Origin of the sequence: Paenibacillus plantarum, from assembly GCF_013141695.1 — a bacterium.
GTDB classification, from domain to species: domain Bacteria; phylum Bacillota; class Bacilli; order Paenibacillales; family NBRC-103111; genus Paenibacillus_E; species Paenibacillus_E plantarum.
In genome coordinates, this window is the sequence record NZ_WHNY01000065.1 from 31099 (window position 1) to 53320 (window position 22222).

The following is a 22222-nucleotide window of genomic DNA, read 5'->3' on the forward strand; positions in this document are numbered from 1 at the left end:
TCGTTTTTTCATTATACTATTTTTGAATCATGGATGCAAACAGCTTTATCTGTTTTAGCCTTATGTAAGGCGGTTTTCCTAAGTTTTTGGACCCTATTCTTTTTATGATAATTAGGAGTGGTACAGTCATGGATTTGACAACAGTATTAGGATTACTATTAGGACTTGCAGGTTTAATCGGCGGGTACATGTGGGATGGCGGTCATATCAATTCATTGATCATCCCCAGTGCGATGCTCATCGTTTTCGGCGGAACCTTCGGTGCAGTCGCCGTTAGTTTCCCTGGCTCTATTTTAGCCAAAATTCCTAAAGCACTCGGCATTGCCTTTATGCAAGTCAAACGAGATCCCGCAGCAACCATTAACGAAATTGTCGATATGGCCTCTGTCGCTCGTCGCGAAGGCGTACTTGCCTTAGAGCAACGCGCTCAAGAGCACGAGAACCCGTTCCTGAAGGACGGATTGCTCATGGTCGTAGACGGAACCGATCCCGAACTCACAAGGCAAATTCTGGAACTGGAAATGGACGCCATCGAACATCAAGTTAATAATATGTCGAAGGTATTCGAAGCCGGAGGCGGATATGCACCAACGATGGGGATTATCGGTACGGTTATGGGACTTATCCACGTTCTCGGAAATCTAGATGATCCCTCTTCCCTTGGCCCAGCGATTGCCGTTGCATTCACAGCTACTCTCTATGGTGTTATGAGCGCCAACTTAGTTTATTTGCCCATCGCTAACAAAATCAAAGTCCGTGGTAAAGAAATGGTCAATGAAATGGAACTCATGTTAGAAGGCATCCTTGCCTTGCAAGCTGGGGAAAACCCGCAATTGATTAAGAAAAAACTGAACTCCTTCCTCCATGATAAATCGAAAAAAGCCGTAGAGGAGGTTGATGTGAATGGCGAGGCGCAGTAAGAAGCAAGAAGAGCATGTTAATCATGAAAGATGGCTCATTACTTACGCCGACTTAATTACGCTGCTGCTCGTATTTTTCATTATTATGTATGCGATGAGTAAAGTGGATGTTCAAAAGTATGCCGTTTTGGCGCAAGCCTTAAACCTACAATTCCAAAAAGCTGACTCTATCTTAGATAAAAACCATGGTATCAGCGGCTCAATGACCCCTAAGCAAGGGGACGCAGACAGCAAAGATAAGGATTTAACGCATCAGAATCAGGATGATCAGAAAGAAGAGCATGACAAGACGAAGACGGAAGACAGCGAGAAAGAAAAGCGCGAGAAAGAGCTTCAAGATCTTTTGAAACAAGTACAAGCCTATATTAAGGATCAAAATTTAGAGGCACAAGTGTCCGCCAGTGATACGGAACGCGGTGTGGCGATCACGCTCAATGACTTATTCTTATTCGATTTGGGAAAAGCTGATCTGAAGGCGCCGTCGTTCCCGATTCTGCAAAAGCTGGCTTCGCTCTTTCCAACTTTGAAGAGTAAAGTTAGCATCGAAGGACATACGGACGATTTACCCCTTGCACCAGGCTCTCCCTATAAGGATAACTGGGGACTATCGTTTGCCCGTTCTCTTTCTGTTCTTCGCTATTTCAGCGATACGGCTAATTTGGATGATCACAAATTCATCGCCACCGCCTATGCGGATACGATGCCCCAAGTGGCCAATTCCAGCGATGCAAATCGCAGCAAAAATCGCCGCGTGGAGATCATTGTCTTGCGGAACGATATTGCACCAACGACCCCAGTCCATTAATTCGTCTGGACGCATAGAAGCCCTATTTCCACGTTTGTGGAGGTAGGGCTTTGTTGTTGTGGTGGGTTGGGGTTGGGGTGGTTGTTATTGTGGTTGTTCGTGTTTCATGCATTATCTTGTTCGTGCTTTGCCTTCACGCTTTGGCATGTTCACGTCTCAGTAGCTGTGCCGCTATTAGTAACTGTAAAAACTCCAGCTATTTCGGCCATTTCTCCCTCCAAAATCAAAATAACTGGATAACACGTAGTTAATTCTCCCCTTTCCATTCCATCTGAGCTAAATAGGGAAATTTAACTGTAGGAAATCCATCTATTGTCCGAACTGCGCCAAAACAAGCCGATTTAACTACATAAAATCCAGCTATTCACCTAACAACCGCTGATGCGTAGTCGTAGCACGACGAACATTGAATATAAAAAAGAGCCATCCTCACCCGTAGTTACCACTACGCATGAGGACAACTCTTCTCACATTGACTTTGTCGAGTCATTCGGCAATAAGCCCGTTAATTTGCTTCGCAGATAGCTAAACAAGTGCATCGGACGCTGCTCCAAGAAGTACAGCACATCCTGATCCGGTGCCAGTAGAATGCCCAGTTGATGATGCTCACCGGCAAAAATCCCCCGCTTCAGGAAGCGAACCTCCCCTTGATCATTCAGCACTTCCAGTCTGCAGAAAGCTGAATTGAGGCTCATGGCCGCATGTAGATCCGTTTTCGTCTTAATTTTGTATCCATTAACTTTGTGGATGATCTCCCCAACGCTGATTCCTAACCCCTGAGCAGGACTGTTCGGAACAACGGATAGCACCATAAGCCCGCGCTCCGAGTGGATGTAGAAGGGCGTCTGCTTCGCTTCTACCCACCGGTTGTAGAGCAGCAGCCCTTCATGAAGGGCTATGCTAAGAATTGCGACAATCAGCACCATTGGCGTCCAGTAGTGGGCAGCAACGGCTGTGCCTAGCAGAACGAGCCCGTACACATAGAGCAGCTTAGCGCTGAAGCGTGCCTGTCTCTTCGGCAGCTTCGAAATCGTCAACTCCGTGAAGCCGATCATGGCCGGGAATGCGAGCATCGTCCAGCCTGCGCCTAAGTTAGGGTCGAACAACGTTGGCCACGGCAAGCCCAGTTCACTGCCTCCAGCCATCGGCACTAGGAGAAACAGAGGGACTGGCCAAAAGCCCTGCAACTGCTGTGCGCCAATCATTTGCCCGCGCTTCCCTTCGAGGAACAGAGGAGTCGCCATTCGCGCACCTTGGAAACCAACGAGCACGCCCTCCAAGAGATGAAGCACGCCTACTATGACAAGCAGCGATGGGATATCTGCGCTTGCAATGGTCTCGAGAAACGTGTAAGACTCACGTAAACTCTCTGCATTAGGAAACCAAGAGAAGATCACTTGGGCAATTCCTAGAATCCCTACTGCATAAGCTAAGCATAGGAATCGTATGCGGAATATCATCAGTACGACGGTGATAATCCAGAGCACAATCACGACATTCAGTTGGATGTTTACTCCGACGAAAAGGAGCAGAACGGAGGCTCCTAGCCCGCCTAACCAGCCCCATAGCACCACGCGCCACGTTTCATTCAACAAGGAATGAAGCCGCGTGTGAAACAACTTGCGTTCTAATTGGATTTGCTTCCTGTAATGTAACACGATAAAAACAATACCTATATAGTAGAAAGGATTCGTAAACAACTGCCCCACAGCCAGCAGCATTCTGTCCAATAATTGAAACCACACATCCATACGAATCTAGGCTCCTTGAAAAAGAAATAGGAAGGCTGCCTAAGCAACCTTCCTACTCTATTTCGACTGTGAAAGCTTATTTCCTGCCCGCTTCGCACAATTTCCATTAACTAACGGTTATTATTTCCCAAGCTGCTTCTGAATTTGAAAGACAGCTGCTTTCAATTGCGAGTCATTCTTCGGATCACGAATTTGCGCTAAAATCGCTTTTTCGATTTTGGCCGCTGTTTCCGTATCAACTTCGCCGGTCACCGGCAAATCGTTGGTCCGTTGGAACGCTTTAACCGCGAGAGCCGTTTTATCGTTGAAATAGCCATCTGTTCGCTCCGGATTGAAACCAATACCAGCAAGCATCAACTGCAAATTCTTCACATCATCGCTGTTGTTGTCTAGTTTCAACACCTCTTTCTTCGAAAGCGGTGCTGCTTTGAAATAGGCTGGTTGCTCGATCGGGATATCCGGCGTAATGCCTTTTTTGTGAATCCAGTTGCCATTTGGCGTTAGCCATTTGTAGACGGTCATCTTAATGTTGCTGCCATCGCCCATTTCCTTCTCGAACGTCACTTGAACGGTGCCTTTACCGTAGGACGTTTCACCAACAATCTTACTGCCTACTGCTTCTTGGAATGCGCCTGCAAGAATCTCCGATGCGCTGGCACTTCCTTTATTAATCAACACGGTAACTGGATAGTTCTTACCTTTACCTGTAGAAGGTGTTGGCTCACGTTTGCCGTCCCGATTCTCCACTTGGAGAATGGAAGCGCCACTCTTCACGAATGGATTTACAATATCGACAACGACATTCAATAGACCGCCTGGATCATTACGAACATCGATGACGAGTCCCTTCATCCCTTTAGCCTCTAAGTTTTTCAACTCTTCAGCAAAACGAACGGCTGTGTTCGAGGAGAACTGACGAATCTCGATCTTGCCAATCTGATCCTGCATCATTTCACCGTAGACTGTTTCAACGTCAATATTGTCTCGAACCACGATGACTTGAACCGGATCCCCTGTTCCTTGACGGAGTAAATCCAGCTTAGCTTGCGTGCCCTTCGGTCCGCGGATTTTCATGACGGCTTGATTCAAGGTAAGCCCGTCCAATTTATCGCCATTCACAGAAAGGACAACATCTTTGGATTGAATGCCTGCTTTCTCGGCAGGTGAACCTTTAATCGGTGATACAATGACGAATTTACCCTCCTCTAGCGATACCTCAGCCCCGATGCCTTGGAAAGAGGACGTAATGCTCTCATCGAATTGTTTGGCTTCCTTCTGATCCATATAAACGGAAAAAGGATCCTCTAATGATTCCAACATCCCATTAATAGCTCCGTTAACCAATTGATCATGATCAGGTTGTTTCAAATATTTGCTTTCAATTAGCTGAAACGTTGTTGCGATCTTGCTTAAATCCTTACTCGAAAGACCAGACGAAGCGGATACAGAGGTAGCTGAACCTCCTGTTGATTGCTCCTTCTGTCCCCAAGTAAAGGAGGGATCTACAATCGTTAATGTGACGATACTGCTTGCAAACATAGCTAACAGAACAAATACAATGACCGTGCGACCTTTGAATTGCAAAACCGATTCACCGCCTTTTTCCTAAAACCGAATTTGAGTTGGCCTGATTGTAGTATATGACAAGCCATACCCCTTTTATGAAAAAACCTCTTATCGAGGGTATTCTTGGAAGAACGACCGCGTTTAAAGAGGAGAGACTTTGGTCTCTGACCAAAGATCCCTATATATGGTTTTATCGCCAATAAGAAAGCTGTTTCCGGTAAGCGAAAACTTAAGCTCTCTTATGTGGTAACCAGTTTGTCCTATCGAAGGAACGGTTTAGGATCGGTAGGCACTTCATTTTTCCTAACTTCAAAATGCAAGTGATTACCCGTCGACTGTCCTGTGGAGCCCACGCCAGCAATTTTCTGGCCGCGCTTCACGACATCGCCTACTTTCACATAAATCCCATCGTTCATAATATGACCATATAACGTCCACAGACCATTCCCGTGATCCACGATGACACAATTCCCGTAACCGTTCATCCACGAAGCATAAATAACAGAGCCATTCTCCGCAGCAAGAATTGGTGTGCCTTTCGCTGTACCCAAGTCAATCCCTTTATGATTCTCAGCTCGCCCTGTAACGGGATTAATCCGCGCTATGAAATCGGAGGTCATTGGCGCTTGTACAGTCAAAGGATATCCAAGCTTACCGCCCGAATAAGTAAACGGTGATTTCGCATTCTCTGCTGCCCGCTTCTTCGCTTGCAAATCCGCCTCTTGCTTCGCCAGCTGCGTGATCATTCGGTCGCTTTCTTCCGAAATATCCTCGAGCTCTCTCTCCTGCTTGGAAAGGGAAGCGATCTTCACTTCTTTCGCTTTTTCCTTCGCTTGCAGATCGTCACGCAAGGCATCTGCTTCCGCATAAAGCCCCTTCACGTTCTCAAGCTGCTTCTCGGTATCTGCCTTCTTCAGCATAACCGTTTCTTTGTCTTTCATATTCGACTCTAGTATTTCTTTGTCTTGATTGACGATAGATTTCAAGGCTTCGACTCGATTCAAAAAGTCAGAGAAGCTCGTTGCACTCAACACCACGTCCATATAGGAAACGAAACCGTTCATATACATCAAGCGAACGCGGGATTTCAACATATTATCACGGCTCTCTACACGAGCCTCGGCTTCATCCAACTGCTTAGCGCTCGCTTCCAGGGCGTTCGACACTTGATCAATTTGTTCATTAAGCTGCGTCAGCTTTTTGCTTGCCTCATTCACCTGGCTGACAAGGGCATTCATATCCTTCGTTGTCTGATCCTTCTCGGATTGAACTTTCGTGATTTGACTTTGGGCGCTATTGGCCTTCTGCTGCGCTTCCGCCTTCTGCTTTTTAAGCTGCGTCAACTGCTGGTCGATCTTGTCCGTTGCCGAAGCGGCATAGCTAGCTGCATGAGGTATAGTCAGCGATATCGCCATACCTAATGTTAATACGACAGGTAGAATCTTCTTCTTCAAGCACGTAGCCTCCCCATTTTCAAGCGATTAATGCTGCATGTATGGTTTGAATCTCTTACGTTCTGAGTCTAGGAATCTATACTTATAGAAATCTATGAATCTTTGAAAATGAAAAAACGAGGAATAGATGAAAAGGAGGCAAGAGGAACACTCTGCCCCAGTTTTCATTCAAGGTTTCCTTAAACGCGTAGGAACTTGCGAACGGAAATGAGGGAACCCCATACCCCAATCACGATCCCTAAACCGATCAACAATACAGTCAACGTTGGTGCAATATCTTCAAATGGTGTTAATTTAATCATCAATAAATTCAAATTCAAGGAGCTCAAATTCAGCAATTTCCAGTAGCCAGCAAGAATAATGGCAGTTGGGACAGCCGAACCAATAAGTCCGAGTAACGCACCTTCAATGAAAAACGGCCAACGAATAAACGAATTCGTCGCACCCACGAGCTTCATAATCGAAATCTCTCGTTTTCTTGCCAAAATCGTAACTTTGATCGTATTTGCAATCAGGAATACCGCTGTAAAGGAAAGCAAAATAACGATACCAATGCCAATCCAACGTGCAATCTTCGTCACTTTAAACAACGCTTCCACAGTTCCTTTACCGTAGTTCACTTTGTAAATAGGCTTAGGATCTTTGCCAACGTTAAGCGCTGAGATCTGGTCAGCTACAACCGCGACATTCCGAGGATCATCCACTTCGATCGTGAACGCATCGTTCAGCGGATTATTGTCCCCCTCGAAACCATCTAAGAGAGCCTTCCCGCTATCGCCAAGCTTTTCGCGTAAGTAGACAAGTCCCTCTTCCTTCGAAACGAATTTAATCGTTTTCACTTCAGGGATCGCCTTGATTTGCGTTTCGAGCGCTGTGATTTGATCCTGAGCGGTGTTTACCTCCAGGTACACGTTGATCTCAACCTGTTGCTCAATTTGCGTAGCTACATCATTCACATTTAAGGTGATAAGTACAAAAATACCAAGAATAAATAGGGAAATTGCGATGGAGCTAATCGACGCGAACGTCATCCAACCATTTCGCACGACATTTTTCGTACCTTCTCGTAGATGTCGAGAAGCTGTACTAATCTTCATAGCCATATTCCCCCCGGATTTGATCGCGAGCAATAAGGCCATTCTCGATTGCAATCACGCGCTTACGCATCGTATTCACGATTTCTTTGTTATGCGTAGCCATGACAATGGTGGTACCGCGGAAATTAATTTCCTCCATCAACTTCATAATGCCCCATGACGTTTCGGGGTCCAAATTTCCTGTCGGTTCATCGGCGATAATGACGGAAGGGCTGTTTATTATTGCCCGGGCAATAGCAACACGTTGCTGTTCGCCCCCGGATAACTGCGATGGGAGGGAGTTTGCCTTGTCCTTTAGCTTAACGAGCTCAAGAACTTCCATGGTGCGTTTCTTGATTTGCTTCTTAGGAGCCTCAATAACTTCCATGGCGAAAGCTATATTTTCAAAAATCGATAATTTCGGAAGTAAGCGATAATCTTGGAAAATCACGCCGATATTTCGTCGTACATAAGGAATTTTGCGTTGTTTAAGTTTCTCTAAATTAAATCCATTAACGAAAATTTGACCTTTCGTTGGTCTTTCTTCTCTATACATCAACTTCATGAAAGTAGATTTACCTGCGCCTGAAGGTCCAACCACATAGACAAACTCATTGCGGTCCACTTTTACATTAATACCTCTTAATGCATGAGTCCCGTTGGCGTATGTTTTCCATACGTCCTGCATTTCGATCACAATATCACATCCTAATTATATAGATAGCCTATATCCATTCGACACAAAAGGTGAAAATCCTTCTAAAACCTCTTTGAAATTCATGGGGAATACCGTCATTATACCATGCATTGCACATATTTTAGCCGAATCAGGATTATGTACTAAATTGGCATCGAGATTGATACATATAAAGAGACAGGCCGTATCACATTCGTATGTAAAGGAGTGGCTCTTCATGACACGCTCATTCAGAAACCCCATCCTCTATTTCTCGCTCGCTCTTGGTTTATTCGTCACGTGCGGCACCGCACTCTACATATATGGATCTCAATCTACGTTCCCTAAGAATGTCACGATTGCTGGCTGGCGTGTGGGCGGAATGCCTTATGCGACATTTCAGTCTGAATCCGAACAGCGCCTGAAGCGACTAGCCGCTTTCCCGGTCCTTTTGCATACATCCTATCCAGAAGTTCCTGCCAAAGAATTGTCACTTGGACAACTCGGCATTCGTTATGACAAGAACCTCCTCACACAATCTCTCCAACATTTAACTAGCGGATCTCCCTTCGAACGCGCCAAAGCCCGCTGGACCTTGCGAAATGCGAATATCCCTTTAAATGTCTCGCTGGATCCCACTCAACTTACGGCCACTGTAAAGGACAATTGGAAAGAGCTATACACGAAACAGCCTATTGCTGCCAAACGCATCCTCAAATCGCAAGACCAGGTTGATTACGAACCGGAGCGAAACGTGCTGCGCATCGATACTGCGCACTTACAGGAGCAGCTACAAAGCATCGCACCCAGCTTGGGTACGCTAACGCACACCGCACCACTCGGGCTCTCGTTACCCATTTATGAGCTGAGCCCTACTATTACAATGGCATCCTTGAAGCGGCAAGGTATCGATGGCAAAATTTCTGAATTCACGACCTCGTTCCCCCAATCAGGCGAAGGGCGGGTTCACAATATACGAGCAACCGCTACATCCATACAGGATTACTTGATGGCACCGGGCGACACCTTTGATTACAGTAAAATTATTGCACAGACGGAAGCCAAATTCGGGTACAAGGAAGCCCCTGTTATTCTCAATGGAAGTCTCGTCCCAGGAATCGGCGGCGGCATATGCCAAGTATCCACAACACTCTATAATGCCGTTTTACGCAGCGGTCTTGAAATCGTAGAACGACGTAATCACTCTCTCCCGGTCAGTTACGTCCCTCTCGGGCAAGATGCCACATTCGCAAGCGGCTATATTAATTTCAAATTTCGTAACAATACCAATAGCTATATCTGGATTCGTACCATAACGACGGATTCAGCGGTGACTGTGAAACTTTTTGGGCATCAAACACCAACGATCACCTATGACATTGCGTCCAAGATCGTAGAAACGATTCCGCCTCCGGTCAAATATGTGAACAACCCAAGCTTGAGCCCAGGGTTAGAACGCCCCATCAGCGCGGGAAAAGTCGGTTACAAGGTTGAGACCTATCGAACCAAACGAGAAAACGGCACAATCGTGAGCAAAGAATTAATCTCGAAGGATCAGTATTCACCTGTGCCTACCGTCATCGCGGCCAACCGTAAAGGTCTCCAAACGGAGGACCCAACTCCAAAGCAACCTATGGTGGAAGATGGCGTAAGTACGCTCGCTGTACAATGATAACCAATAAATGTGATGAAATCATGAAGGTCATGTGACTGTAGTTACTACGTCATTATGACTTTTTTCTTTTATGATAAGACTATGGAAAGAGTATTGAAGGAGGCATAACGATGAGCAAAGTGGATTATTTCAAAGAATTAAACTATCGCCTGCGCGGACTTCCTGAGAAGGAGCGCCAAAATATATTGAAAGTATATGAAGAATTATTTCAAAAAGCCGTTGAAAACGGCAAGCATGAAGATGAGGTATCACAGTCTCTCGGCTATCCGCGGGTACCGAACTGGGATGCGCAGAAAGAGACACCACCCGTGAAAGAGGAAGTTACCAAGCGTCCCATAGATGAGTTTGATGTTGAAGCGATACAAGCTGAGGAGCTGCCTTATTCGAATGAGGAGCTTGGAGAGACAGCTATCCCGTATGTCAAACAGCCCGATTCAGCTGCCGGACCGAAAATTCCCGTACAAGCCCCAGAGTCCTGGATGCCGCCTGCCTACACACAGCCGCCTCAGCCGAATTACCCACCTGTGTATAATACACCTTACCCTCCTCCCTATCCGACAGCAAAGCCGGAAAGTGGGATTAAGGCGATCATTATTTCGATTATGCTTGGTTTCTTTAATCTCGTATTCGTTCTAGGTCCGTGGGTCGGGATATGTTCAGCTTTGATTGGGTTATTCGCTGCCGGATTCGCTCTTCTGATCGCACCTGTTGTTGGCGTGCTTACTAGCTTAGCGGGAACATCGGGGAGTGACTTCCAATTCATTTCCTTTTCACTACTTGCCTGCTTTGGCCTAGGCATCATCATCACAACGCTTAGCACTTGGCTGCTCAAACAGTTTTTCAAGCTTAGCTGGAAGTACATCCAATTCAACGCCAAATTGATTAAGGGGGTTTAAGCCATGCAACGTAAAGTGAAATTTTTCTTAGTGACCGGCTTTATCTGCCTGGCAATAGGCTTGATTGGAGCAGCCGTCTCTTTCCAATCCTTGGATTTCGATGCAGGTGTCTCAAACATAGATGTCGAGAAGAAAATAGCCGCAGCCAATATCGATACATTAATTATTGAAAATGATATCTCAGGCATTACTTTCGTTCCTAGCAATTCAGATGAAATCAGCGTTCGTTTAGTCGGTGCTGCTCGATCCGAGAATGATCAGAACTGCACAATCGAAGCCGTGACAGAGGGTTCAAATACGTGGCGAGTCGACGTCTGTACGAATAGAAAGCAACACATTGATTTCGGATTTGACATCACCGAATTCAAAAGCTTATTCAGTGGTCAAAGCCTTCGTTTACGAACAGAAGTCAGTTTGCCCGACAAACTTTACAAAGCCATCACTGTCAGGACAGATACAGGTAGCATCAACTTCAAGGAAGTGAAAGCTGAGAAGCTAACGGCTAGTGCAGATACGGGAACTATTACGGTTGACCGTTATGAAGGAAAAACATTGAATCTGCAAACAGACACAGGCAGTATTCATCTCAATGATGGGCAGGGCAATGTGAAACTCAAAACCGATACCGGTTCCATTACTGCGAAGCTTCGTGAGCTTGGTGATGCAGTTACCGCTGAATCAGACACAGGCTCAGTACGCATACAGCTAGATTCCACACCTACAGATGCGAGCTTCGATCTACGCACAGATACAGGCAGCGCTGCGCTGGATGTACCAGGTGTGAACGTTCAACAGCGAACCAGCCGCAATGAAGCCAAAGGCACTATCGGCAATGGCAGTAAAAAAGTTACGGTGCGGACAGATACAGGTTATGTAGAGGTTAAGGGTAGATAACTGTTTCAGATACACATCGTTTTTCCCGAGGCTGTCTCTTAGGTCCATTCGACCTTTTGAGACAGCCTCTTTTCGTTAACAAAGCAATTGCTTACATTTATATTATTTTGTCGAAGAAGAAGGAATTAAGTCACACGCCCCCGAATATACAAAAATATACAGTTTTCCTCTATATTTATCCAAATGTTAATAAAACTGTATATACAAAGAGAGAAGAGGGTCAACATGAAAAATAGTAGAGAAATTCGAGAAGAAGCAAGAAAAGCATTAAAAGGGAATTGGCTTGCAGCAGTTGGGCTGTATCTAATTACCATTCTAATCACACTCCCATTTGCGATTGGCAGTAGTTTAACTGAAAACGGTGAGCATTACGTATTATCTATCTTGTTTAGTTTGGGTTCCATCCTTCTTTCCGTTGTTATATCCACAACCGTATCAACTTACTTCCTTCACATAGCTAGACAACAGAAGATTGGGTATGCTGACTCATTTTCATTTGCATTTAAAAAATTCTGGCCATTTTTCAAGTTAACTTTTTTAATGGGACTCAAAATATTGGCTTGGACTCTTCTATTTATCATCCCAGGTATTATTGCTTCTTTACGATATTCACAAGCAATATACATTAAGTTAGACAATCCAGAATTATCTTCATCGAAAGCCATTCGAGTTAGTTCGGAGATGATGAAAGGGTACAAGTGGAAATACTTTTGTTTAGCTCTTAGTTTTATAGGATGGGTACTATTAGTTCCATTCACATTATTTATTGGAGGATTATGGGTTAGCGCTTATTATAATACCGCAAGATCCGTATTCTACGATATCCTGAACGCGGACAGAATAGTTAAGCTCACCTAATAAGTCATACCATAAACTTAAACAATAAAGCTCCTCCCAAGCATCCGATGGATGACGGGAAGAGCTTTTTTACGATAAATGGACTTCTCAAGCGGTGACCTCTTTCAAAAAGTTCTGAATCTTCTCCAATAGCCGATTCCAATCAACCGGCTTCGTATCGAAGTCATCGCAGCCAGCCTCGAAAGCCATCTCCCGATCCGATGCCATGGCATGGGCGGTTAGCGCGATAATGGGAATTCCTTGCGTCTCCGGCGATGCTTTGAGCAGTCGTGTCGCTTGCCAGCCATCCATGACAGGAAGACTCATATCCATAAGTATAAGAGCTGGCGCTTCGGTCCGCGCTGCATCGACGCCTTGCTGTCCGTCTGTCGCCATAATGACTTCAAAGCCTTTGCGGATTAAACGGCGGGACAGCATGTCACGATTCATTTCGTTATCTTCCACCAATAAAATTTTAAACATGGTCGTCCGCTTCCTCTTTACGTCGAATACAGGCCTGATCTCCGTTGCTATGCTCATTCATTGCACTTGCCATAAGGCTGCGGATTTCCTGCAGCAGCGTTTCACGCTTAAAACTTCCTTTTTGGACAATGTTTTTCACATACCCGTTCAGCCGCATCCGGTCTTCGGAATTAATATCTTTCGCAGTAACAACGACAATCGGTATCCATTGCCAACCCTCACGTTTGCGCAGCTCCGTAACAAACTCGAAACCATCCATGCCCGGCATCATTAAATCGAGCAAAATCAATTGCGGAAGCGCTTGAGACATCATGTTCAATGCCGCGCGACCATCCTTCGCCTTCGAGACTTTGAAGCCTTCCCTTTCCAACATTTGTGTCATCATGTGGCTTGTTGTCACGTCATCCTCGATGACAAGTACCGCGTTGGTTTGACGCTCAGGGATATGCTTATCCAACACAGCGATTAATTTATCGATGTACACCGGCTTGGTCAGAAACTCTGCCGCGCCAAGCGCATAGCCCGTATTCTTGTCATCGGTCATCGACATCATGATAACGGGGATACCGGATAATTCCGGATCGTTCTTAAGCGTCGTCAGCACGGCCCAACCATCCATGCCCGGCATAAGTACATCTAGGGATATCAAGGTAGGACGCAGCTCTCTAGCGAGTCGAATGCCTTCTTCACCATTTTGGGCCAAAGCAACCGTACAGCCTTCTTTGCCGAGAAACCTCTGCATCTGTTGCAGTACAGCTGGATCATCGTCAATGACTAACACCGTGCGATTGTTTTGAATGTCGAGCGGACTGTTCTCCATCAATTCATCAGGGCTTCCACCCGCCTGATTCTCCTGCAAAGGCAACCAAGCGGTAAACGTTGTACCTTGACCGTGCACACTATCAACGGTGATATGGCCGCCCATCATTTGGCACAGCTTCTGAGAGATTGCAAGTCCAAGCCCCGTACCTCCGTATTTCCTCGTTGTCGAGGAATCAGCCTGTTTAAACGCTTGGAATAGATGCGTCATCTGCTCCGCCGTCATCCCGATCCCGGTATCCTGAATACTGAAGCTAATGCCCGATTGCCGATTGACCATCTCGTAACCAGCCGTCAGCCAGATGGTGCCATCCTTCGTAAACTTACCTGCATTGCTCAACAAATTGAAGAGAACCTGCATCAGTTTCGTAATATCTGTTCGTATTTCCCCTTCAGGGAAAACGACCTCCAAACGGTTGCCGCCTGCCTCTATAAGCGGATTGACTGTCGTCAGCACATTGCGAATCAAGGTCGGGATATCACAAACTTCTAGATACATATCCATCTTGCCTGATTCGATCTTGGAGAGATCCAGAATATCATTAATGAGTGTCAGCAGATGCTTGCCGGCGTTATGAATTTTGCCCAAGTCGTCTGCAAATGCGGGTTCATTCATATCTTCGGCATCTTCTTTGAGCATCTCGCTATAGCCAATGATCGCATTCAGCGGTGTTCGCAGCTCATGGCTCATATTCGCGAGGAACTGACTTTTGATCTGATTGGCTTCGATCGCCTCGTCACGCGCTTTGGAAAGCTCCGCCGTACGCTCCTTCACCAATTCCTCCAGTTGATCATTTAACTGCATCAGCTCTTGATTCACATAATAAATTTCCCGAGTCTTCTCCTCGGCGATCTGTTCGGCTGCCTTCCGCGCTTTCTTCTCCCGCTCTAGCTGCCTTCGAAGAACATCAATTTCGGATATATCCTCCATTTATCTCACTTCCGCTTTCGACAAAATAAACCGTGCCGCGGTTCCTTCCTCCAAGTTCTCGCGAACCACGTTAATCGCCTCACCATAATGCTGAATGCACCCGTTAATCAGCCCTTCAGCCAAATCCGCAAACGGTCGCGAGGAGCGATAAATCATGATCAGCGTCCCTTCTACGGATGTGTCATATTCGAACGCAGGCAGCTCGGCGCCTGGATAGAGCTTACGAACTTCAACGTGAATATAGCTGTCCACCTTTTGCAAAAAACTAAATACCGTACTGTTTTCTTCAAGAAATTGCGGGTGCAGCTCAGTAAGCTGGGTAAACAAATATTCACCGAACGTGATAATCAAATCGGTAACGGGGATGCTTGTCCGCTGGCTTAACTGCACGATAAGTTGAATCATTTCATTATGATGATAAGTGCCCACAGAGGTATAGCTGCCGCCCGAAGGTAAATCCGAGCCTTCAATAATTTGATCGACGATGCTTAAAGAGAATTTATTTTCAACCATTTCCAGAAAAGAAGTAAAAACCATGCCTTTCATCGTAACACGCTCCCATTTTCTATATAGAATAACTCTCTTTACGTACGATGTGCATGAAGGCATCCACCACTTGGGGATCAAAATGATAGCCACGCTGCTTCTGAATTTCCGTCAAAGCTTCCTCGGCGGACCAAGCCCGTTTATAGGGGCGTTCGTGCGTCAAGGCATCATAAAAGTCGGCAAGTGCCACAATGCGCCCTGCAAGTGGAATCTCCTCTCCACTTAAACCGTTCGGATACCCGGTACCGTCCCATTTCTCATGATGCGTTAAGGCAATCGTATGGGCTAACTGCAAATCCGGGAATTGACTCCCCTCGAGAATACTTGCACCAATCGTCGTATGCGTCTTCATCTGCTCGAATTCTTCTGGACTGAATCTTCCTGGTTTCAATAAAATATCATCCGGTATGCCTAGCTTCCCGAGATCATGCAAAGGTGTAGCTCGTTCAATCAGCGATGCTTCGTGATCCGATAAACCAAGCGAGGAAGCAATCTCCTTCGCCATTTGACCCACACGCTGCGTATGCTGCCCCGTCTGATCATCACGGAATTCCGAAGTTCTTCCTAGTAATTGCAGGATTTCCAGCTTCGCTTGCTCTAGTTTAACGGTTCGTTCTTGTACGCGCAGCTCTAATAACTGATTCTGGTCTTGCAGCTGCAAATGATAAAATCGTGTTTTCAACAAGTTCTTGATCCGTAAGACAACTTCTGTTTTATCTAAAGGCTTCGTAAGGAAATCATGAGCGCCCAGGTGCAGCGCTTCCTTCTTGGCCTCCTGCGTCACATCTGCAGTCAGCACTAAGATCGGCAGAAAATGACCTTCCTCCACCCGTTCTCGTAGCAGCTTCAAAGCTGCGAATCCATCCACATCAGGCATATGTAAATCCAATAAAATAATATCAGGTTTAATCTCTTCATATAAGACTTCTAGCTGTCTGGGATCCGTTGTACAGTGTAAATTGGAAAAACCTGCACGGCTCAGTATTCGCTCTAACAGGCTGATATTGTAGGCCTGATCATCGATAATCAGAAAACGAGCGCCTTGCATCCAAATTTTATCCATCTATGCACCTCATTCCATCCTTGCTTGCTGATCTAATTCTCATGCATATTTTACCATATATATCATGCTATGTGACTTTGTAATGTCGAAATTTAGAATAAAAATTAACATGGTTTTCATTTAATCGAATTGTAAAAAATTTGTCGAAATAGAGGGAATACAATAATTATCAAGAATATATACAAAATAATACAGAAAGTAGGTAAATTAACCATATGTCAAAAAGTTTTCAGATGAACATTCAGATGAAGATTGTGACAACATCTCTGCTTTTACTACTTATCCCCATTCTCATCCTTGGCAGTATCAGCTACTATGTATCTTCCAATGTTACGAATTCCCTGATCGAGAAAGACTTACGGAATGCTGTGCAAATGTCCATCCAACTGATTAAATCCTTCGATGATTCCGTTAAATCGGGGAGTATTACGAAGGAAGAAGCGCAAGAAAAAGTGAAAATATGGATGCTCGGTCCCAAAACCGATGGGAAAAGGCCGATCAATCCAAAGATTGATTTAGGTAAAAACGGGTATTTCTTCGTCCTTGATAACAAGGGAACCGAGCTTGCACATCCCTCATTGGAAGGCCAAAATATTTGGGATAAGAAATCGAATGATGGTCAACTTTTCATCCAAGAAATGATTCAAAAAGCAGAAAATAACGGTGGATTCACAACCTATATGTGGCCACTGCCTGGTGGTTCCACGAAGGAAGCTATGAAAATTACCTACGCAGAGAAGGATCCTCTGTGGGGATGGGTTGTGGCAGCCGGATCCTATTTACAAGATTATAACGCTGGACAAACAGACATGTTGAATACGATTATAATCACTCTTATCAGTTGTTTACTGGTCGGCCTGATCGTCCTCATCCTCTTCGCTAGACATATCTCTAAGCCTCTCGTCCGAGTTGAACGTCAAGCCAGTCAGATTGCGACAGGCAATCTATCGATAGCGGATTTGAACGTGATGAATCGTGATGAAATCGGCAAGCTGGCCGGTTCTTTCAATCAAATGAAAGCCTATATCAAGCAGCTTGTTTCCCAAGCGGGCTCGAGTTCAAGTGCTCTTAATGAGGAATCTAAGCAAGTCTCACATTCTCTAGATCAAATGGCACAAGCAGCGAACCACATTTCCTCTGTGATGCATAGTGTCGCAGCGAGTACAAACACACATGCACTAAGTGTCATGGAAAGCTCCTCCGCTATGAAAGAATTGTCCGACAGCATTCAGCAGGTCGCGTCCAGCTCATCTATTGCCTTCGATTTATCAGAAAACACGGTTCTGGAAGCGGAAAAAGGAAATGCCTATATCCAGCAAACGAATACCCAGATGCAGGTCGTTAGCTCCACCATGGACAACCTCTCTAGCATCATCGACTTACTGCGTGATCGCTCCCAGCAGATTGGCGAAATCGTTTCGATCATCTCCGACATCTCGTCACAAACGAACCTCTTGGCCTTGAATGCTTCAATTGAAGCCGCACGCGCTGGGGAACATGGCAAAGGGTTTGCCGTAGTCGCTGGGGAAGTTAAGAAACTTGCCGAGCGCTCCAAAACGTCTTCAGAGCAGGTCACAGAGCTGATCGTAGGTATCCAAGGTGACATCCTCGGAGCCGTTGAAACCATGCATAAAGGTGACGAAGAAATCTCGTCTAGTGTAGGGACCCTTAAGGAAACAGGGTTCGCTTTTGAACGTATTCACAGCGCTGTTAAACAGGTGTTAGGGCAGGTACAGCAAGCATCCTCAGAAGCCGATCGTATGTCAGCTACCTCTCAACAGATCATGTCATCCTTATCCGAAATGGAGAATTCCGCCAACCAGTCAGCAGGTACCGCACAAACCATATCTGCTTTGACCGAAACACAGCTATCCAGCATCGATGGCATCTCCGCCTCCGTTAAAAACTTAAATGACATGTCAGCCCAGCTGCAGAATGTTATTCAACAATTTAAGGTATAGGTCGGTAACGTGAAAAATAGAAAGTAAAAAGCTCTTCCCATCATTGACGGGAAGAGCTTTTTTACGTGCCTATTTGAAAATAGCCCTATTTGCTTTTCTCTAAAAAGTCTTGCAACCATGCCTGCGATTCCGCCAGCACTTGCTCTGCGCGACCAATCGCCTCGCTCACTTGATTACTCGCTGTTCCGCCGAACACGTTACGTGCATTCACGACTTGCTCCGGTTGAAGAACCGCATAAATATCGGACTCGAATAGCTCGGAGAAGGTTTTGAACTCCTCGATGCTCATATCGAGCAAGTATTTTTTGTTTTGAATGCAGTAAAGAACAGTCTTGCCAATCACTTCATGCGCTTGGCGGAAAGGAAGACCCTTGTTCACCAGGTAATCTGCGATATCCGTTGCGTTCGAGAAGTCTTGGTTCACGGCTTGGCGCATGCGCTCCGTGTTCACCTTCATCGTCGACACCATCGGCGCAAACAATTGCAGCGCGCCTTGCAGGGTACGAACCGTATCAAACATGCCTTCTTTGTCTTCCTGCATGTCCTTGTTGTACGCCAGCGGCAGCGACTTCAGTACGGTCATCAGACCGAACAAATTGCCATAGACGCGACCTGTCTTACCACGGACAAGCTCTGCTACGTCCGGGTTCTTCTTCTGCGGCATGATCGAGCTGCCGGTGCAGAACGCATCATCGAGTTCGATGAACGCGAACTCGGTCGAAGACCAGAGCACCATTTCCTCGCTGAAGCGAGAAAGGTGCATCATGATCATGGACGCGTTGGAGAGGAACTCCAGAATGAAATCGCGGTCGCTGACCGCGTCCAGGGAGTTCTCGTACACGCGTCCGAACCCGAGCTGCTCCGCCACGAAATGACGGTCGATCGGGAAGGTCGTGCCCGCGAGCGCGCCAGCGCCGAGCGGCAGCATGTCTACGCGCTTGTAGCTGTCCTGCAAGCGCTCAAGGTCACGCTGGAACATGCTGACGTAGGCCATCAGATGGTGCGCGAACAGGATCGGCTGCGCACGCTGCAGATGCGTGTAACCCGGGATAATCGTATCGAGATTAGCCTTCGCTTTCTCAAGCAAAGCCTCCTGTAGCTTGATCAGCAAGCCAACGAACTCAACCACGCGCTTGCGCAGGTAGAGATGCATGTCTGTCGCCACTTGATCGTTACGGCTGCGGCCCGTGTGCAGCTTGCCGCCGACAGGGCCAATCAGGTCGATCAAGGTTTTCTCGATATTCATATGAATATCTTCATTTTGAATCGTGTACTCTAGCTCGCCGCGGCGAATCATGCCCTGAACCTGAAGCAAGCCGTCTTTGATTTTCTCTACATCGTCAGCAGGGAGAATCCCGCATTTGCCCAGCATTGTCACGTGCGCCAAGCTACCTTCAATATCTTCCTCGGCAAGCTCTTTGTCGAAAGTAATGGATGCTGTATATTCTTCGACCAATTGGTCGGTTTGTTTCGTGAAACGTCCACCCCAAAGCTTAGACACCTTGCATGACCCCTCTCGTATGAACCTTGTCCTATGAGACAAGCTTATGGACAGCCCAAAGGCTTTCCACGAAGGGAAAGCCCACGGCTGAGGCTATTGAAATTTTACTTCTTCGCGTTTTGTTCCACGCCGGAACCAACTTTCAAGCGCAGTGCATTCAAGCGAATAAAGCCTGTTGCATCGCCTTGATCGTAAGCCTTCGTTGGATCAGCTTCCATTGTTGCGATATCCGGGTTGTATAGGGATACTGGGCTTTTCACGCCAGCGCCGATTACATTACCTTTGTACAATTTCAAACGAACTGTACCGGATACGTTCTTTTGGCTCTCGGACACAAGCGCTTGAATCGCCAAACGCTCAGGTGCGAACCAGAAGCCATTGTAGACAAGAGATGCATATTTCGAAATTAAGGAATCACGAAGGTGCATAACGTCGCGGTCCATCGTGAGGGATTCCATTTTGCGGTGAGCGGTGAAAAGAATCGTACCACCCGGAGTCTCGTAAACGCCGCGGCTCTTCATGCCGACGAAGCGGTTCTCAACCATGTCCACACGGCCAATTCCGTGTTTGCCACCGATTTCGTTCAACGTTTCCATCACTTCAAGTGGGGAAAGCTTCGTTCCGTTGATCGCTACGCAATCACCTGCTGCGAACTCAAGCTCGATGTACTCGGCTTGATCTGGAGCGTCTTCTGGCGCAACGCTAAGCACGTACATGCCTTTGTTGTCATCAGCTGCTGGATCGAACCAAGGATCTTCCAACATACCGCTCTCGAAAGAGATGTGCAGCAAGTTGCGGTCTGTCGAATATGGTTTCGCTGCAGATGCCGTTACTGGAATGTTATGCTTTTCCGCGTAAGCGATCATCTCTGCGCGGCCCGGGAACTCCTCGCGGAACTGCTCCAAACGCCAAGGCGCGATCACGGACAGTTCAGGCGCAAGCGCCGCTGCTGTAAGCTCGAAGCGCACTTGGTCATTCCCTTTGCCAGTTGCACCGTGTGCAATGGCTGTTGCGCCTTCAGCGCGAGCGATCTCAACCATACGCTTCGCGATCAATGGACGCGCAATGCTTGTGCCGAGCAAGTATTGCCCTTCGTAAAGAGCAGCCGCCTGGAACATCGGGTTGATGAAATCTTTTGCGAACTCAGCGCGAAGGTCGTCGATGTAGATTTTGGATGCGCCAGTTGCCAGTGCTTTTTCTTCCAGACCGTCAAGCTCATCTTTTTGCCCAATATCCGCTGTGAAAGCAATGATTTCTGCGTCGTACGTTTCTTTTAACCATTTGAGGATAACTGATGTATCCAACCCGCCTGAATAAGCGAGTACGATTTTTTCCTTAGCCATGTCTACTCTTCGCTCCGTTTCTACACTCTCATTTGAAATTTATATCATTGTCGCGGCCATAATGGCCTTTTGCGCATGAAGACGATTCTCTGCTTGGTCGAAAATAATGGAATGCGCGCCGTCGATGACGCCTTCGCTCACTTCTTCCCCGCGGTGTGCAGGCAAGCAGTGCATGAACAGGTAATCCTGCTTCGCATATTTCACCAAAGCTTCATTCACTTGGAAGTTCTTGAACGCGATTTCGCGCTCTTTTTGCTCATCTTCTTGACCCATGCTCGCCCATACATCCGTATAGATGATGTCGGCATTTTCAATTGCTTCGCGCGGATCGCGCGTAACGAGCAGGCTTCCGCCTGTTTCAGCGGCATTTTCCTTGGATTGACGAATCACTTCTTTCCCAGCCTCATAGCCCTCTGGCGAAGCAATCGCGAAATCCATCCCAAGCTTACTAGCTCCCATCATCAGGGAGTGTACCATATTGTTGCCATCGCCGATATAGGCGACTTTGATGCCTTTCAAACGGCCTTTTTTCTCCAAAACCGTCTGATAGTCCGCCATAACTTGGCAAGGGTGTGCATGATCCGTTAAGCCATTAATGACAGGCACTGTCGCGCCGCGCGCCAAATCGATCACCTTGCGGTGCTCGTAGGTACGAATCATGATCCCGTCCAAGTAACGGGATAGGGTTTGAGCGGTATCCCATACCGTCTCTCCGCGGCCCAGCTGCAAATCATTTTTGCTTAGGAAAAGCGCTTGCCCGCCTAATTGGTACATCCCCACTTCAAAAGACACACGCGTACGCGTCGAGGATTTCTCAAAAATCATGCCCAGCGTCTTACCCGCTAGTACGGCATGCGGCTCTCTCGCCTTCTGCTTGCGCTTCAGCTCAATGCCGTAGTGAATCAAATATTCGATTTCTTCCGCTGTATAATCAACCAATGCAAGAAAATCCTTGCCCTTCAACTGGGCAGCCATTTCTTCCTTGACCATGCTATTCATGTGATCCAACCTCTCTACTGTAAACT

The 22222-nt window shown here is 46.6% G+C and carries 19 protein-coding genes; 7 read left to right on the forward strand and 12 right to left on the reverse strand.

The window, feature by feature from the left end; translation table 11 throughout:
• Positions 1 to 128 precede the first annotated feature (128 nt).
• Together GC096_RS21995 and GC096_RS22000 are read left to right on the forward strand one after the other, a co-directional pair.
• Entirely contained in the window at positions 129 to 920 is a 792-nt protein-coding gene (locus GC096_RS21995) for a flagellar motor protein (protein ID WP_171633220.1), read from the forward strand.
• Positions 904 to 1725, forward strand: a complete 822-nt coding sequence (locus GC096_RS22000) for an OmpA/MotB family protein (protein ID WP_171633222.1) — start codon at positions 904 to 906, stop codon at positions 1723 to 1725. Before GC096_RS21995 ends, GC096_RS22000 begins: the two co-directional genes overlap by 17 nt.
• Positions 1726 to 2192: 467 nt before the next feature.
• On the opposite strand, the gene GC096_RS22005 is transcribed toward GC096_RS22000, so the two are convergent.
• From GC096_RS22005 to ftsE, 5 genes are all read right to left on the reverse strand, one after another.
• Entirely contained in the window at positions 2193 to 3476 is a 1284-nt protein-coding gene (locus tag GC096_RS22005) for a PDZ domain-containing protein (protein WP_171633224.1), read from the reverse strand.
• A gap of 120 nt (positions 3477 to 3596) precedes the next feature.
• Positions 3597 to 5060: a S41 family peptidase gene (locus tag GC096_RS22010; RefSeq protein WP_171633226.1), complete on the reverse strand. Its 1464-nt coding sequence runs from the start codon at positions 5058 to 5060 to the stop codon at positions 3597 to 3599.
• Between the two features lie 242 nt (positions 5061 to 5302).
• On the reverse strand, positions 5303 to 6496 hold the full coding sequence (locus tag GC096_RS22015; RefSeq protein WP_171633228.1) for a murein hydrolase activator EnvC family protein: 1194 nt from the start codon (positions 6494 to 6496) through the stop codon (positions 5303 to 5305).
• Positions 6497 to 6675: 179 nt separating this feature from the next.
• Entirely contained in the window at positions 6676 to 7593 is a 918-nt protein-coding gene (gene ftsX, locus GC096_RS22020) for a permease-like cell division protein FtsX (RefSeq protein WP_171633230.1), read from the reverse strand.
• Positions 7583 to 8269 carry a cell division ATP-binding protein FtsE gene (gene ftsE, locus GC096_RS22025; RefSeq protein ID WP_056611468.1) on the reverse strand — a complete coding sequence of 229 codons (687 nt, stop codon included), beginning with the start codon at positions 8267 to 8269 and terminating at the stop codon, positions 7583 to 7585. The genes ftsX and ftsE overlap by 11 nt, the downstream gene beginning before the upstream one ends.
• Before the next feature lie 217 nt (positions 8270 to 8486).
• On the opposite strand from ftsE, the gene GC096_RS22030 reads away from it, so the two are divergent.
• The 4 genes from GC096_RS22030 to GC096_RS22045 all read left to right on the forward strand — a co-directional run bounded on the left by GC096_RS22030 (position 8487) and on the right by GC096_RS22045 (position 12571).
• Entirely contained in the window at positions 8487 to 9920 is a 1434-nt protein-coding gene (locus GC096_RS22030) for a VanW family protein (protein WP_171633232.1), read from the forward strand.
• Between the two features lie 113 nt (positions 9921 to 10033).
• Positions 10034 to 10819, forward strand: coding sequence for a DUF1700 domain-containing protein (locus tag GC096_RS22035; protein ID WP_171633234.1), 786 nt, complete (start codon positions 10034 to 10036; stop codon positions 10817 to 10819).
• 3 nt (positions 10820 to 10822) lie between these two features.
• Positions 10823 to 11713 (forward strand): DUF4097 family beta strand repeat-containing protein, encoded by an 891-nt coding sequence (locus GC096_RS22040; protein ID WP_171633235.1) that lies wholly within the window; start codon positions 10823 to 10825, stop codon positions 11711 to 11713.
• A 225-nt stretch (positions 11714 to 11938) separates the two neighbouring features.
• A complete protein-coding gene (locus GC096_RS22045; protein ID WP_171633237.1) occupies positions 11939 to 12571 on the forward strand; it encodes a DUF975 family protein in 633 nt (210 codons plus the stop codon).
• A gap of 87 nt (positions 12572 to 12658) precedes the next feature.
• On the opposite strand, the gene GC096_RS22050 is transcribed toward GC096_RS22045, so the two are convergent.
• Genes GC096_RS22050 through GC096_RS22065 form a run of 4 tightly spaced genes read right to left on the reverse strand, consistent with a single transcriptional unit; the run spans position 12659 to position 16392 of the window.
• Positions 12659 to 13033, reverse strand: coding sequence for a response regulator (locus GC096_RS22050; RefSeq protein ID WP_171633239.1), 375 nt, complete (start codon positions 13031 to 13033; stop codon positions 12659 to 12661).
• Entirely contained in the window at positions 13026 to 14783 is a 1758-nt protein-coding gene (locus tag GC096_RS22055) for an ATP-binding response regulator (RefSeq protein ID WP_171633241.1), read from the reverse strand. Before GC096_RS22055 ends, GC096_RS22050 begins: the two co-directional genes overlap by 8 nt.
• The gene (locus tag GC096_RS22060; RefSeq protein ID WP_171633242.1) at positions 14784 to 15329 is read right to left on the reverse strand and encodes a heme NO-binding domain-containing protein; all 546 of its coding nucleotides are present in this window, start codon (positions 15327 to 15329) and stop codon (positions 14784 to 14786) included.
• A gap of 19 nt (positions 15330 to 15348) precedes the next feature.
• Positions 15349 to 16392 (reverse strand): HD-GYP domain-containing protein, encoded by a 1044-nt coding sequence (locus GC096_RS22065; RefSeq protein ID WP_246302890.1) that lies wholly within the window; start codon positions 16390 to 16392, stop codon positions 15349 to 15351.
• A gap of 215 nt (positions 16393 to 16607) precedes the next feature.
• Between GC096_RS22065 and GC096_RS22070 the strand changes: the two genes are divergently transcribed.
• The gene (locus tag GC096_RS22070) at positions 16608 to 18353 is read left to right on the forward strand and encodes a methyl-accepting chemotaxis protein (RefSeq protein ID WP_171633244.1); all 1746 of its coding nucleotides are present in this window, start codon (positions 16608 to 16610) and stop codon (positions 18351 to 18353) included.
• An 85-nt stretch (positions 18354 to 18438) separates the two neighbouring features.
• Here the strand turns inward: GC096_RS22070 and argH are convergent, their stop codons facing one another.
• The 3 genes from argH to argF all read right to left on the reverse strand — a co-directional run bounded on the left by argH (position 18439) and on the right by argF (position 22196).
• Positions 18439 to 19854 (reverse strand): argininosuccinate lyase, encoded by a 1416-nt coding sequence (argH, locus tag GC096_RS22075; RefSeq protein ID WP_171633246.1) that lies wholly within the window; start codon positions 19852 to 19854, stop codon positions 18439 to 18441.
• Positions 19855 to 19958: 104 nt separating this feature from the next.
• Positions 19959 to 21197, reverse strand: a complete 1239-nt coding sequence (locus tag GC096_RS22080) for an argininosuccinate synthase (protein ID WP_171633247.1) — start codon at positions 21195 to 21197, stop codon at positions 19959 to 19961.
• Positions 21198 to 21236: 39 nt separating this feature from the next.
• The gene (argF, locus tag GC096_RS22085) at positions 21237 to 22196 is read right to left on the reverse strand and encodes an ornithine carbamoyltransferase (protein ID WP_171633248.1); all 960 of its coding nucleotides are present in this window, start codon (positions 22194 to 22196) and stop codon (positions 21237 to 21239) included.
• Positions 22197 to 22222: the final 26 nt, after the last annotated feature.

Excerpts from the sequence above, each read along its gene's own strand:
- GC096_RS22045 (WP_171633237.1), top strand. The coding sequence starts at position 11,939 with ATGAAAAATAGTAGAGAAATTCGAGAAGAAGCAAGAAAAGCATTAAAA.
- GC096_RS22050 (WP_171633239.1), bottom strand. The coding sequence starts at position 13,033 with ATGTTTAAAATTTTATTGGTGGAAGATAACGAAATGAATCGTGACATG.
- GC096_RS22030 (WP_171633232.1), top strand. The coding sequence starts at position 8,487 with ATGACACGCTCATTCAGAAACCCCATCCTCTATTTCTCGCTCGCTCTT.
- GC096_RS22065 (WP_246302890.1), bottom strand. The coding sequence starts at position 16,392 with ATGGATAAAATTTGGATGCAAGGCGCTCGTTTTCTGATTATCGATGAT.
- GC096_RS21995 (WP_171633220.1), top strand. The coding sequence starts at position 129 with ATGGATTTGACAACAGTATTAGGATTACTATTAGGACTTGCAGGTTTA.
- GC096_RS22040 (WP_171633235.1), top strand. The coding sequence starts at position 10,823 with ATGCAACGTAAAGTGAAATTTTTCTTAGTGACCGGCTTTATCTGCCTG.
- GC096_RS22055 (WP_171633241.1), bottom strand. The coding sequence starts at position 14,783 with ATGGAGGATATATCCGAAATTGATGTTCTTCGAAGGCAGCTAGAGCGG.
- argF (WP_171633248.1), bottom strand. The coding sequence starts at position 22,196 with ATGAATAGCATGGTCAAGGAAGAAATGGCTGCCCAGTTGAAGGGCAAG.
- ftsX (WP_171633230.1), bottom strand. The coding sequence starts at position 7,593 with ATGAAGATTAGTACAGCTTCTCGACATCTACGAGAAGGTACGAAAAAT.
- GC096_RS22060 (WP_171633242.1), bottom strand. The coding sequence starts at position 15,329 with ATGAAAGGCATGGTTTTTACTTCTTTTCTGGAAATGGTTGAAAATAAA.
- GC096_RS22035 (WP_171633234.1), top strand. The coding sequence starts at position 10,034 with ATGAGCAAAGTGGATTATTTCAAAGAATTAAACTATCGCCTGCGCGGA.
- GC096_RS22005 (WP_171633224.1), bottom strand. The coding sequence starts at position 3,476 with ATGGATGTGTGGTTTCAATTATTGGACAGAATGCTGCTGGCTGTGGGG.
- GC096_RS22070 (WP_171633244.1), top strand. The coding sequence starts at position 16,608 with ATGTCAAAAAGTTTTCAGATGAACATTCAGATGAAGATTGTGACAACA.
- GC096_RS22000 (WP_171633222.1), top strand. The coding sequence starts at position 904 with ATGGCGAGGCGCAGTAAGAAGCAAGAAGAGCATGTTAATCATGAAAGA.
- GC096_RS22080 (WP_171633247.1), bottom strand. The coding sequence starts at position 21,197 with ATGGCTAAGGAAAAAATCGTACTCGCTTATTCAGGCGGGTTGGATACA.